This is a genomic window from Paenibacillus sp. HGF5, assembly GCF_000204455.1.
Lineage (GTDB): Bacteria > Bacillota > Bacilli > Paenibacillales > Paenibacillaceae > Paenibacillus_AQ > Paenibacillus_AQ lautus_A.
On record NZ_AEXS01000132.1, the window covers coordinates 1 to 13322 of the forward strand.

At 52.8% G+C, this 13322-nt stretch carries 12 protein-coding genes; 3 read left to right on the forward strand and 9 right to left on the reverse strand.

Annotation, left to right across the window (positions count from 1 at the left end):
* The coding region (locus HMPREF9412_RS20570; RefSeq protein WP_009593698.1) for a PAS domain-containing protein at positions 1 to 1115 on the reverse strand (1115 nt) is incomplete at its 3' end.
* Positions 1116 to 1321: 206 nt separating this feature from the next.
* On the opposite strand from HMPREF9412_RS20570, the gene HMPREF9412_RS20575 reads away from it, so the two are divergent.
* Positions 1322 to 1939, forward strand: coding sequence for a hypothetical protein (locus tag HMPREF9412_RS20575; RefSeq protein ID WP_009593679.1), 618 nt, complete (start codon positions 1322 to 1324; stop codon positions 1937 to 1939).
* Between the two features lie 77 nt (positions 1940 to 2016).
* Here the strand turns inward: HMPREF9412_RS20575 and HMPREF9412_RS20580 are convergent, their stop codons facing one another.
* The 3 genes from HMPREF9412_RS20580 to HMPREF9412_RS20590 all read right to left on the reverse strand — a co-directional run bounded on the left by HMPREF9412_RS20580 (position 2017) and on the right by HMPREF9412_RS20590 (position 5781).
* Positions 2017 to 3447 (reverse strand): aspartate ammonia-lyase, encoded by a 1431-nt coding sequence (locus HMPREF9412_RS20580; RefSeq protein ID WP_175320790.1) that lies wholly within the window; start codon positions 3445 to 3447, stop codon positions 2017 to 2019.
* Between the two features lie 253 nt (positions 3448 to 3700).
* Positions 3701 to 5065: a sensor histidine kinase gene (locus HMPREF9412_RS20585; RefSeq protein WP_009593685.1), complete on the reverse strand. Its 1365-nt coding sequence runs from the start codon at positions 5063 to 5065 to the stop codon at positions 3701 to 3703.
* The gene (locus HMPREF9412_RS20590) at positions 5062 to 5781 is read right to left on the reverse strand and encodes a response regulator transcription factor (protein ID WP_009593676.1); all 720 of its coding nucleotides are present in this window, start codon (positions 5779 to 5781) and stop codon (positions 5062 to 5064) included. The genes HMPREF9412_RS20585 and HMPREF9412_RS20590 overlap by 4 nt, the downstream gene beginning before the upstream one ends.
* A gap of 160 nt (positions 5782 to 5941) precedes the next feature.
* On the opposite strand from HMPREF9412_RS20590, the gene HMPREF9412_RS20595 reads away from it, so the two are divergent.
* Positions 5942 to 6673, forward strand: coding sequence for a hypothetical protein (locus HMPREF9412_RS20595; RefSeq protein WP_009593694.1), 732 nt, complete (start codon positions 5942 to 5944; stop codon positions 6671 to 6673).
* A gap of 42 nt (positions 6674 to 6715) precedes the next feature.
* On the opposite strand, the gene HMPREF9412_RS20600 is transcribed toward HMPREF9412_RS20595, so the two are convergent.
* Together HMPREF9412_RS20600 and HMPREF9412_RS20605 are read right to left on the reverse strand one after the other, a co-directional pair.
* On the reverse strand, positions 6716 to 7687 hold the full coding sequence (locus HMPREF9412_RS20600; RefSeq protein WP_009593677.1) for a polysaccharide deacetylase family protein: 972 nt from the start codon (positions 7685 to 7687) through the stop codon (positions 6716 to 6718).
* Positions 7659 to 8981 (reverse strand): MFS transporter, encoded by a 1323-nt coding sequence (locus HMPREF9412_RS20605; RefSeq protein WP_009593693.1) that lies wholly within the window; start codon positions 8979 to 8981, stop codon positions 7659 to 7661. Before HMPREF9412_RS20605 ends, HMPREF9412_RS20600 begins: the two co-directional genes overlap by 29 nt.
* Before the next feature lie 221 nt (positions 8982 to 9202).
* On the opposite strand from HMPREF9412_RS20605, the gene HMPREF9412_RS20610 reads away from it, so the two are divergent.
* The gene (locus tag HMPREF9412_RS20610) at positions 9203 to 9919 is read left to right on the forward strand and encodes a DUF421 domain-containing protein (RefSeq protein WP_009593678.1); all 717 of its coding nucleotides are present in this window, start codon (positions 9203 to 9205) and stop codon (positions 9917 to 9919) included.
* 51 nt (positions 9920 to 9970) lie between these two features.
* Here the strand turns inward: HMPREF9412_RS20610 and HMPREF9412_RS20615 are convergent, their stop codons facing one another.
* The 3 genes from HMPREF9412_RS20615 to HMPREF9412_RS20625 all read right to left on the reverse strand — a co-directional run bounded on the left by HMPREF9412_RS20615 (position 9971) and on the right by HMPREF9412_RS20625 (position 13255).
* Complete coding sequence (locus HMPREF9412_RS20615) at positions 9971 to 11002, reverse strand: copper amine oxidase N-terminal domain-containing protein (protein WP_009593672.1); 1032 nt, start codon at positions 11000 to 11002, stop codon at positions 9971 to 9973.
* 177 nt (positions 11003 to 11179) lie between these two features.
* Positions 11180 to 11779: a TetR/AcrR family transcriptional regulator gene (locus HMPREF9412_RS20620; protein ID WP_433938187.1), complete on the reverse strand. Its 600-nt coding sequence runs from the start codon at positions 11777 to 11779 to the stop codon at positions 11180 to 11182.
* Between the two features lie 27 nt (positions 11780 to 11806).
* Positions 11807 to 13255, reverse strand: coding sequence for an MDR family MFS transporter (locus HMPREF9412_RS20625; protein WP_441295378.1), 1449 nt, complete (start codon positions 13253 to 13255; stop codon positions 11807 to 11809).
* Positions 13256 to 13322: the final 67 nt, after the last annotated feature.

Consider the following 13322-nt stretch of genomic DNA (forward strand, 5'->3'; position numbering starts at 1 on the left):
AGCTCGGACATGATCAGGTCATAGTGCCGGAGAGCGGCATCCTTATTGGCCAGCTGAAGCATTCCTTTTACCGTCGTGAGGGGATTGCGGACTTCATGGGCGATGCTGACGGCAACCTGGCCGGCAAACACCAGCTTCTCCGTATTCCGCAGCACTTCCTCCGTGCGCTTCATCTCCGTAATGTCGCGCAGGGAGCCCACGACCCGCATAAGCTGCCCTTCCCGGTCATACACCGGCTGAACATCCAGGATATAGTGGTGCATGCTTCCGGATATCTCAAGGGACAGCTCTTCTCCGATGCAAATCTCCTGTCCGTGTATCACCCGTTCATAATATTCGCCAATCGGCTCGATGCCGAACACCGGGCGGCCCACGTATTTCGTCCGGTCACGGTCGCCGGCATCCGGGCACAGCAGGCTTAAGCTGGTTTCGTTCATCTGCAGGATCTGGCCCTCCGCATCGGTGATGATCACGCCGTAATGCTTCGTTCCCAGCAGCACTTGGTTAAGGGTTTGCAGCTGCGTGTTCTGTTTGCGGGTCACCATCTCCCGCTCCAGGGAATCGGCCATCGTGCAGAGCAAGGCATATAAATGCGGGTGAACAAACTCCTCGTTCGTCATTAGGGAGATCGTTCCTATGATCGCCTTCCCATCTTCGCCGTGAAAGGGAGCCGAATAACACGCCATGCGGTGAAGAATGTGATGAAAATGATCTTCTCCTATCAACGTAAACGGCCGTTTGTACCGAAGGCACAGATCAATCGAGCTGGGGCCGTCTTCTTGGGAATACCCGCTGCCCTCCATGATGCCCAAATAACGGGCCGTTTCTATGATGGTCGGGTCCCCTTCCATGTCAAGAATGAAGCCCTCGTTATCCGTCATCGTAATCACGACAGGGTTCCCGGAACCGGAGGAAAGGAATTTATTCACGAAGACTTGGATCACTTCGATATATTCGTTATATTTGGCACGCCTTGCAGCCAATGCTTCAGCATTCAATCGATAAGTATGTGTTGGAAGAAGCTCCGGGTTCATCCCCTTGTCTATACACTGCTGCTTTGCTTGTTGAATGATCTCCTGATCGGTTATCACACCAAATCGATTGTTCAAAATCACATACCCCTTTTTTTCATACTGCCACTTTCATGTCACATATGTTTATTCTAACACTTTTATCGGCAAATGGAGCCCAACCGTAAACTTAATCAGCATGCGAATATGCAGCCTTCATCTTATCATGGGGTAGAGCTCCATATCTCCCTCCTTTTTATGTAACTATTTACAGGAAATATCCGTTTAGACTATAAAGGAGATGAGAATCCATGTTCAAACGTCATGCAACTTATTACGGCTTCGTCCTTGCTCTTCTGATTCTTGTAACAGCCTGTTCGAGCACCCCGTCCAAAGCGCCGGCTTCGTCGCCCTCCGAACCTGCGACGAGTGCAGTGACGGACCATGAAAGTCCGGAGGAGCGCGTATTATCATTGTACGAAGGAGAGGACATGAGTGCCGAGGATAAAGCCACGAACATGCTGGCTCACGTGGAGGGCATGGACTGGATGGAATATAACCGCCTGAGCAACGGCAAAGCGCTGGAAACGCTGGAGCTGCTGTATACCCACCACTCCCTCATCCAACCCGAGCATTATACGAGCCTGTTCCTCGCAACAGTGAATCTCGATGGTGCCTCTGCCGAGCAATATGCCGCCATCGTCGGTGAATTGTTTACGAAAGACAGGGAGGGCGTGATGCAGGCACTTGCTGATATGGGTGACGAAGCAAGTAGGCAAAGCGTCATCTCAAGCATAGCGTACCATCTCGGTTACCAGGATGTTGCACAAGTGAAACAAGAGGTCCAGCAGTGGCAAACGAATAAGGTGCTAAATGATGCCGAGAAGGACGTCATCGCCTCCCTCATAGCGGCAATCGACAATCCATAAATGCAAACTAAAAGAGCTGACCCCGAATTGATCGGAGTCAGCTCTTTCACTCGTTATCGTTAAAGACATCCTGCATCTTATTGGTTCAACAGGAACTCTTCTCCCGCAATGCCCGGCGAAGTCATGTGGTAAGGATCCAGAATGACCAGAATCTGCTCCTCTGTCAAAAGTCCCTGCTCCAGGATGATCTCCTTGATGCTTTGGCCTGTCTTCTGCGCTTCCTTTACCAGCCTGGAGGCTACGTCATAGCCCAAATGCGGGTTCAATGCCGTAATGATGCCGTAGCTGTTATCTACGAAGTATTTGCAGCGTTCCTTATTGGCTGTAAGATCAACCATCAGATTCTTGTAGAACACGTCCATGCCGTTCTTCAGGATTTTCAGGGAGTGCATCAGGTTGTTGGCGGCGACCGGAACCATGACGTTAAGCTCGAATTGACCGGCTTCGCAAGCCAAACTGATCGTATGGTCATTGCCGATGACCTGGAACGACACCTGGTTCATGACCTCCGCCATCACGGGATTGACCTTGCCCGGCATGATCGACGAGCCCGGCTGTCTCGGAGGCACGTTCAGCTCGTTCAAGCCGGCTCTCGGTCCGGAAGCCATCAGGCGGATATCGTTGCACATTTTCGAGAAGTTCACCGCACACACTTTGAGCGCAGCCGACAATTCCATATAAGCATCCGTGTTCTGGGTGGCATCCACCAAATCCTCGGCTTGCTTCAGGGAGAAGCCTGTCTGCTCAATCAGATGCTGGACGACGCTCTGCATATAGTCCGGCGTTGCATTTAATCCCGTGCCTACAGCCGTCGCGCCCATATTGACAACCAATAATCCTTGCGCTGCCCGCTCGATGCGGTGGATGTCCCTTGTCAGCACGTTGGCATAAGCCCCGAACTCTTGCCCAAGCCGGATCGGTACCGCATCCTGCAGATGCGTGCGTCCCATCTTGATGACATCGTCGAATTCCTTGGCCTTGTCCTGAATGCCGGCGACCAAGGTCCGGAACACCCCAAGGAGATCCTGGGTCAGACGGTACGACGCAATGCGGATCGCCGTCGGAATGGCATCGTTCGTGGATTGCGACATATTGACATGATTATTAGGATTGCAGTAGAAATACTCGGCCTTCTGTTTTCCCAAAATCTCCAGCGCCCGGTTCGCCAATACCTCATTCATGTTCATATTGATCGAAGTGCCCGCCCCGCCCTGAATGGAATCGACAATGAATTCGGAACGGAGATTGCCTGCGATGATCTCGTCTGCCGCCTCTATAATGGCGCTGCCTATCTTTTTCGGCAGCAGGCCAAGTTCCATATTAGCCAGCGCGGCCGCTTTCTTTACTTCTCCGAGAGCAGAAATGAGCTCGGCATGAATCGGCACCCCGCTGATCGGAAAATTCTCTACCGCCCTGACCGTATTGATGCCGTAATAGGCATCTATAGGAAGCTGTTTTTCCCCCAGAAAATCTTTCTCCACTCGATACTGCATATCCATGGACAACATCACCATCGCCTTTTGATTATTTTGTATCTTGCTTGTCACCTGTTATCATCCAGCTTGCCCGGATATATACAGAATTCTGCCTTCTAACTTGAAATCCTCTATAGCTTACGCGTTTTGTTAGGGAATATTGAATAATATGTGTGATTGCGCAAAAAATGAGGCTTTCTCTAAGTATAATTACCCAGAAAAAGCCCCTCTTACCCCAAACGACTTGATTTCCATTGACGTCCGTCACGATGGATGGTTACAGACTCTAAGCCATGGAGGTCTTCCTGTGCACCGGGAAGCCTAACGAAATCACGGCGCCTCCCTCTTGGCGATTCCCCGCTGTGATCAGGCCTCCGCAGCGTTCCACGATGGCCCGGGCAATCGCCAAACCGAGTCCCGTCTCCCCGTTCTTGCCCTTCACAAACCGGTGGAACAGATAAGGCAGCAGCTCCTCGGAGATCCCTTCGCCGTCATCGGATACGGTGAGCACCACCCGACCTTTTTGGAGACCGGCTTGAATGTAAATATGCTTGCTTGCATGCCTCGCTCCATTCGAAACGATGTTCAACAGCGCCTGCAGCAGCTTATCCCGGTCGGCATACACCGTTAACGATTCGTTATCCCCGTATGAAAGATGCACGAACAGCCCTTTTTTCACCAGAACCGGATTGATCCTCTCGATCGTTTCCTCTACAAGCTCTTTCATATTGACTTCTGCGGCCTTGAAAATATCATCTTCACTGTCCAGCTTGGCCAGCAGCGTCATCTCGGTCACGATATTTCTCATCCGGCCGCTCTCGCTCATAATGATATCGAGCCCTTTGCGAATATCCTCCCCTTCGAATATGCCGTCCCGGATTCCCTCCGCATATCCGGATATGGACATGAGCGGCGACTTCAGCTCGTGCGAAGCGTTCTGGAAAAATTGCTTCTGCACATGATTGTACCGCTCCAGCTCACCGGCCATTTCGTAGACGGACTCTGCCACGGCGCCGAGCTCCCCGCTTGCCGACACGCGCCGGACTTCGGAGAATTGACGCTCCTTCACCTTCTTCAATTCTTCCCGCAGATGCATGAGCGGCTTAATCAGCCGCTTGGTGATGAATAGACTTAAGATCACCATGACCACGGCCCCTGCGCCGAATACGAGCATCAAACGCCCCAGCAGCGCCTGCTCAATCGCCTTGATTTTGCTCACTGGCGTAATCAGCGTCATCGTCCCTTGGGGAACTGCCGTGACCTCGGTTAGGAATTGTCCGTCCACCGATGAGGAGTTATACGAAGCTATGCTATCGGGTCTTATTGCTGCTATGCCCATGTACTGGGCGGTAGGAACTACAGGAGTCGAGCGGACTATATTCCCTTGGCTGTCCTGAATAATAACGCCGACCTCGGCAACCTGTGCAGAGGCAAACCCGCTAACGGTCAGAGGCTCGCTCTCGATAGGGATGCTCTGTGCAGCCGCGGTTTCCAGTTTTGCCGTCAACGCCGCCCCAATGGACTGCATGTCCTTTCTTTGCGTGCCGATAAAATGGTCCAGCAGCACATAATGAATGACGACGGCCGTCACGGACAGCACGAGTATAAGCGACAAAGCGAAAGCAAGATTGATCTGATGGACCAGCTTCATATCGATGATTCCTCCCCATCCGTTCTCATTCGGTATCCATGTCCCCATATGGCCTCGATCGGCAGCTGCTCCACTTTCTTGCGCAGCCGTTTAATGAGATGGTCAACCGCCCGGTCGCTTCCGAAATAATCGTCCCCCCATACGGAGGTCAGCAGTTCGTCCCTGGTAAACGCACGGTTCGGATGCTCGGCAAACACTCTCAGCATCTCGAATTCTTTGTTGGTCATATCCACTTCTTCCCCGTTCCAGAACACGCGCCTCTCCTCCAGCAGTAACTGAAGCCGCCCATTGCTAAGCTCCGGGGAAGCGGCGGCAAGCCGCGGGACATGCTCCGCGTGGTTGAATTTGTACCATCGGCTCAGCTGCCGTTTGATTCGGGCAACCAGCTCGCGAGGGCTGAACGGCTTGACCATGTAGTCGTCGCTTCCCAGCTCAAGCCCCAATATTTTATCCACCTCGCTGTCCTTGGCCGAGATCATGATGATCGGGACCTCGGCTTCCGCGCGGATCCGCCGGCACAATTCGAAACCGTCCATGCCGGGCAGCATAATATCGAGCACCCACATATCCGGCGGATTCGTTCTCCACATGTCCCAGCCTTCCTCCGCCGTGCCAAGGCCCACCGTCCGGTAACCCTCCTTGCGCAAATAAGCCTCCACCAAATTTCGTATATGCAAATCGTCATCCACAACGGCGATGAGATAGGTTTGGTTCATATCATTACCTCCGAGCTTCATCTTTTCTCAGTATACCAATCGGCACAAAGCGAATGGGGAATGCCATTGTTTTTCCACAAATACACCAATGTTCTGCCAATGCTGATTCGTACACTGGGTACTGTAAGACAAACCAACCCCGATAAGGAGTGTTAATACGATGAAACACAAACTATTTGGCAAGCTCGCCCTATCCGCTGCCCTTCTTGGAACAGCAGCTCTTCCCGTCCATGCCTCGGGTGCCGAAACCCCAGTCGATGCACCGAACCAAACAGGTAAAACTGCGCCCGTTGCCACCACAGCAACCATTTCCGTTATGCCGAATCCGTTGGAGTTGGCTGAACAATACGCGCCGGAAACGGTTCAGGACTGGAAGGATACGCTGGCGAAATACGGCAAGCTTGCCGGAAGCGAGGGAACCTTCTTTTTCTCGGAGGCCGCTGCTGTCGTTGCAGACAACGGCGAGGTAAAGCCGGTCGCGGCAGAAGGCGAATTCGGAATATCCATTGCCGTGAAGGCTGTTCCGGCTGAAACCGTCAAGGGATTCGTGGACAGTGGCGATATCAAGAATATCAAGATTACCAAGATCAAGGAGCTTGCCCCTCTCGAAAGTACCGCCATCAAAGTAGCGGAAGCCGTGAAAACCGATGCAAGCGACGGGAAGCACGACGTGATCCGTTTCGAGACAGCCAGCGTGAAGGCAGTGAAAATCAGCGATGCAGAGAGTTTGGAAGTGAAGATCGACGATGAGGATCTGGCGTTCGTCCATGCAAGAATCGACCTCTTCAAAGCGGTGGATGCCAAGGACGCCGACTCTATTAAAAAAGCGCTGGCGAAACTGCTGGACCAATACAAGGCACAGATTGCCAAGCTGGAAGCTGAAGCGAAGTAACGTCGGTACGAGACCGTACATGACAGCGCGAGCCCAGCGTACTTAACCGAAAAACAAGCCCTGCCGGTGCCGCGGCAGGGCTTGTTTTAGCATAGGCTTACGTTTTTTGGCCATTGCCTTAATCAGCTTCACGGCCGAGCGCACGCGGGGACGCTTCAGATGCTCCTCCACGTAGCGGTAATCCGTCAGGATCACCTTGGCATCCCGCAAACCGTAAGCAAAATCATCATCAAACAGCAGGCGGTACTCCCATACCCGCTTCTCCCAATTCGGAATATTCGCCAGCATCCATTCATCCTCCGCTCCCGGGTGAACGTACGTTTCGCTGACTCCTTCGGGGAGTCTGTACAGCTTATCGATCAGCGACTGCTTGAAGCTCTCATAGGTCTCTCCCTCGACGACGGGAAACGGATGCGAGAGCAGATAATCCGGGATCGGCACGCCGAAGGTATCGGCCAAGCTGGAGGCAAGCGCCACCGGCCGCTCGATATTCGGCAGCGTGCTGAGCAGCGGATCCTCCGGGTGAATATAGCGAAACAAGCGCGCGGGGAGGCGCCAGCGGGAAGTCTTCCACAGCATCTGCGGAATAAGGCTCCGCCCCGTTTCCATCCCGTAAAGGCTGCCCATGTGGTTATCCACATGGCTGATGCGGATGCCGGCCTTCTTCGCCAGCCGGTATTGCGCCTCCAGCTCTTTTAGCACGGCGCCCGTCTCTGCTCCCCGTTCAAACTCCTGAACCGTCCGGTATTGGTGACCGCTAGCGTCATGCAACGAAGAATGACCGGTCAAGCTCTTCCACCGCAAAGCTTCGAATTCGCTCGTCAAAGTCAGATGCAGCCCTACATTGGGTTGGCGCCGGCGTGCGGCCCAGGAGGCTGCCTCCTCAAAGCCGGGGGCCACGGTCATGATGGTCGCCGATGAAACTTTATTCTCCTCCAGCAGATGCCGGATCGCCTCATTCATGGCCTTGCTCTGTCCGAAATCGTCACAGTTGATGATCAGTCTTCGCTCCATGGTCATGCCCGCCTCCTATGGATTTTGAGAATTCGATTTTGGTTGCATACGATAGCAAGAAGGAAATGGCCAACAGGCATAAGGGGACGACACTGATTAAGTACCGAAAGGTCGATTCCGGATCGCTTCCGGGGTTGTCACCGCTTTCATATCCGAATATCATGCCTACGACAAAAAACGCCAGCGCGGAGATCAATCCGCTGGAACGCGTAATAAACCCGCTGACCGCTGTATAAATCCCCTCTCTGCGAAGCCCTGTCCGCTCCGCATCCTCATCGATGATGTTGCCGCTAACCATGGCCGGCGTAACCAGAAATCCTGCCAGACCGAACCCTACTCCGATCCCCGCCAGAATGCCGCTGATCAGATCATAGCCAAACCACAGAGGGATGACGGATAACGCATATATCCCCAGCGACAAACGCCATGCCTTCACGCCGTCCATCCGGCGGATCATCCAGTACCACACGAACACCAAGGGGATGACGGATACAAACACGGCTGCCAGCAGAATCGACACTTGATTGTCCGGGATGCGAAGCACGTATTTTGCGTAAAAAGGGATCGTGGAGCTTATCAGTCCATTTACCGTCTGGGCAAAGGAATTGGAGATGTTGAACACCCAGAACTTCTTGTTGCGCAGCGTTTCACGAAATGCGTGGACAAGCTTGAGCGGCTCGCTTGCGCTGTACGACTCTTCCTCGCGGACGCTCATCATGCACAGGAACATGAACACGCCGAACAGCAGCGCGTACAGGATCGCCATGTTCGAAAATCCCATGGCGTCATAGATGATCGGAGTCAGCGCAGTACCGATCAACAATGCCACCACTTGATAGCCCTGCTGGATGGCCGAGGCCTTCGCCCGGATGCGGTCTCCGCGGAAAAGTTCGGGGAACAGCGCCCCATAATTGACCCATAATACGGTTGCCACGGCTTCATACAGGATAAGCGCAACCAAAAACCACATAAACAGCCCGTTCTCAGACAGTCCTTCCGGCGGCGAGAACACGAGCACGAAGGTCAGCATGAAGAGCGGAATCGCCCCGAATACCCACGGCCTGCGTCGTCCCAGCCTGGTTCTGGTGCGATCGGACCAATACCCCATGAGCGGATTGTTTACCGCATCCCAGATCAGAAATACGGTTCTTGCCAGAGATGCCAGCCCTATGCCAAGACCCAAGGTATCGACGTAGAAAAAGATGTAAAAGGAGCTGAACGCCTGACTCGGAACCATCATGGCAAACATGCCCAGCGAAAATGAATACGGCGAATTCACCCAACTGCGCTTCATCCGTTTCCCTCCATCCGTCATGGACGATTTTGTTGTACAGTATTCGGCATGCGAAGGGAATATACCTGCGCAAACGAAGGCTCAGGTAATCTCGTCTATAGAGTGGAGAAAAAGCCATGGTGGAGACTTGGACTTGGAATTGGATGCATATACATATTTTTCATGACAACTGCCCACCCTTTTAATTAAGGACCACAAAATCTTCGGAAAGGGTCTGTGCCATGGAACTCCTAAAGGATCTTCTGCAAGTGCTTGGGAGAATTTATACCATTTACCCGCTGCTCTTGGGCGTTACTCTTTTCATGGGCCGCCGCTCCATCGCCGAGCTTCCCGTTTTCGACTACATCATTATCCTGTCCCTGGGCTCCGTGGTCGGAGCAGATATCGCGGATCCCAAAATCGAACATATCCATACCGCTTTTGCGATCATTGCCATCGGCTTGTTACAGAAGCTTGCCTCGATCCTGCTTGTGAAGAGCCGGCGCATCGGCAAGTGGATTACATTTGAACCGCTGATTGTCGTTAAAGACGGGCAGTTCGTTTATCCGAATATGAAAAAAGCACGTTACTCCATCGATAACATTTTGCAAATGCTGCGCAAGGAACAGATCTTCGATATGGCTGAAGTCGATATGGCCGTGCTGGAGCCGAGCGGTGCCTTATCCATCCTGAAAAAGATGGAGAAGACCGCCGTCACGCTGGAGGACCTGAAGTTAAAGCGGCAGAATGCCGGTCTGTCCTACGCCGTCGTCAAAGAAGGACGCATTCAAACGATCACCCTCCAGAAGTTAAACCTTACCGGAGAATGGCTGGAGACTCAGCTGGGTGAGCGGGGAATTCCCCTTGATCAAGTATTCTTCGCTTCACTCGATGAACAGAAGAATTTAAATATCACCATTTACGACAAGGAAATTCCGCTCCCCCCCTTGTATCATTAAGGATCCCGAAAAAAGCCTGGCGCTGCCGCCAGGCTTCTTCCCGTTTATGACTTATTGAAGAACGATTTTGATGGCATTGCCGATTGGCGGCAGACTCTTGGTTAGTACCGGGCCGTAGTAGCCGATAATTTCCGCATCGTCAGCCAAGTCGCTCGTTTTCAAGGCTTTGCCGTCTTTATTCACGACAACCGTCTCGGGAGTCAGATTTAGGACGACTTCATTGGGGGATTGTTCCGTCAACCCTTTGCCCTTGATCGTTACGCGCAGGTTGCCGCCATCCGCATTGATGTCGGTGATGGCGCCGGCCGTAGCCAGCTGCTCCGTCTCTTCCTTGTCGGACTTCATGCTGATTTCGTAAGCATACGTTTGAGGCGGCAGGCTCATCGTCATCGCCAGGCTGTGCACCGCTTCGATCTTCATGCCTTTTGCAAGATCCTTAAGCTCGATCTTCTTGCCCTCCGCATCGCGGATGACCGTGTTCTCATCCACGTTCAGCACGATTCCTTCGGTACCCGTACCGTTAATATGAACGGCTTTGCGTTCTCCGTTATGGATAACTTCCGTGATGGTTCCGACCACGGTTTCCTTCTTAACCTCTTCCTCGGACGTGATGTTTACCTTCGTTCCATCAACCGCGACGTTAACCTGGAGCACTTCGTTGAAGAAGCTCGCAGGAACATACAGCGTGCCTTTTACATTCACCGGAGCGGCGCCGAGGGACTTATACATTTTGTTAACCGCATACTGGTCTTTGCCCGTTTGCACGAGGGTCCAGATCGGCGATCCCGGTTTGGTCAGCTCCGCAGAACGGTCCTGTTGATTCCACTCCAGTTCGAATCCGAGCGCCTCGGATACGCTGCGCAGCGGGATCATGACCTGTTTCGCGTCGGCATTCATAAATCCGGCGCCAGCCACTACCTTGCCGTTGACCAGAACTCCGTAATCGATGACCGCCGAGATCACCACCGGCTTCTGATCCTGGCTGTCTCCGGCTTGGGGTGCCGCATAAGCCGCTGCGCCGCCGGAAACGGCCATGGCCGCAACCATCAGCGTCGCTGCTTGCTTCTTCCATTGTTTGTTCATGTACATCATCCTTTCTAGGTGTCTTAAGTTATCATGTACAACTATACTGACGGGCGTATTTGCCAAATGTTGCATTGATAATCGAAAGTCCAAGGGCCGAACATACATCAAAAAGCCGTTCCGGGCGAGTTTTCCAATCTCCCGAAACGGCTTTTGACCTGCAGCCGAATATATCATTTAGCGTTGTATAAATAGCGGGTCCACGAAGCTTCGGCAATATTCCTCCGCAATCTGTTCCGCGCTGTATCCCATATCGCGCATGTACAGAATAATATCGGCCCGCGGCAGGGATGCCAGCATCACGGAGGTGAACAGAGGATCCAGGGGCATCAGCTCTCCCCGCTCAGCCGCAAGCTCCAGCAGACGCTTGATCTGTAAGCGCAAATACGTGAAGGGCGGGTTCTCGCACATAATGTTCTTGGTGTCCTCCAACCGGTCAGAGGTCAGCATCACCCTGAGCCACTCCAGATCCTCGTTGAAATGCAGAATCACCTTCGTCATCACGGTCCGCAGCCGATGTGCTACCGTTTCACCTTCGCTATGGCGAAGATAAACGTCCAGCCCTTCCATAAACCGGTCGATCTTGGCCTCCATCAGCGTAAAGCAAATCTTGCTCTTGCTGGGATACCGGCGGTAAAGGGTACCTTGACCGATCCCCGCCGTTTTGGCCACTTGATGCATGGAGACGTCCTCGACTCCGTATTTGTTAAATAAGGCCTGAGCCGTATCCAAAATCTTTTGACCCAACTCGTCATTCTCTTTCGGCAATGCACGCATCCCTTTCTAATTAAACAAACGGGAACCTTATGCGGCAGACTGTTTTTCTTCAACGGGTGAAGACGTACGTTTAACAAATAAGCCCAGCACGAAAGCAATGATTGCAAGAACGAGTCCGATTACGAAAGCATTATGAAGACCGGCAACCATGCTTTGCACCGGATTGAGATCCCCGGTTGTTTCAACGTAATTTTTAGCACCTGCAGTCATGATGCTGATAAAGAGCGCCATACCGACAGCTCCCGCCACCTGCTGCAGCGTATTCATGATCGCCGTTCCATGCGGATACAGCAAGCGCGGCAGCTGATTCAAAGCCGTGGTTTGGGCCGGCATCATAACCATCGAAATCCCTATCATCATCATAACATGAAGGAAGATGACATAACCACCCGTCCATGAAGAGTCGATGCGCGAGAACAGGAAGATGGCGATGCTCAGCAGCGCCAAGCCGGGAATAATCAGAACGCGCGGTCCCAATTTATCGAACAGCTTCCCTGTAATCGGCGCCATCAATCCGTTGATGATCCCGCCCGGCATCATGACCAGACCGGCCGATAGCGCAGTCAAGCCCAGCGCGTTCTGCAGGAACAGCGGCAGCATGATCATGGTGGAGAACATGCTCATCATAAGTACCAGCATCAGCACGGTCACGAGGGAGAACATCGGAAATTTGAAGGTACGCAGATCCAGCATCGGTTCCTCCATCTTCAGCTGACGCCATACGAAGAGCAGCAAGCTGATAGCCCCGGCGGTAATGCACCATATGACCTTCGGATCAGACCAGGTGCCTTCGCCGGCACTGCTGAATCCATATACGATTCCCCCGAAACCGATGGTAGACAGAATAATCGAAATGTAATCGACCTTCGGCTTGGTCAGTTCCGATACGTTCTTCAGGAACACCGCGGCAAACACGATGGAGAACGCAGCAAGCGGAATGACCAGGTAGAACAACCAGCGCCAGTTCAGCGCATCCACGATCAAACCGGAAAGCGTCGGTCCGATCGCCGGTGCCGTCATGATGACCAGACCGATCATCCCCATTGCGGCTCCGCGATTCTGAGGCGGATAAATGCTAAGTATGGTGTTCATCAGAACCGGCAGCATAAGCCCCGTTCCGACGGCTTGCAGGATACGGCCTACCAGCAGCACCCCGAATACCGGCGAGAAGCCGCATATAATCGTACCTATCAGGAATAGCGACATAGCGCCAATAAACATCTGTCTTGTCGTGAACCAAAGCTGCAGCAGCGCCGTGACCGGCACCAGAATACCGACAACCAGCATGTAAGATGTGGAAAGCCACTGCACCGTGGACTCCCCAATGCCAAACTGCTCCATCAAGCTTGGGAAAGCGATGTTCAGCAATGTCTCATTCAAGATGGACACGAACGCGCCGATAATCAGTGCGGCAACGATCGGCCCTCTCTTTATTTTGCTTAAATTAATCTTGGCCGAACTTGGCCCCACTCCCATATCCAAGACCTTATCCTCCCTGTCTTTTGTCTATACGGACAATTGTCCGGTAACGCGTTTTTTATTC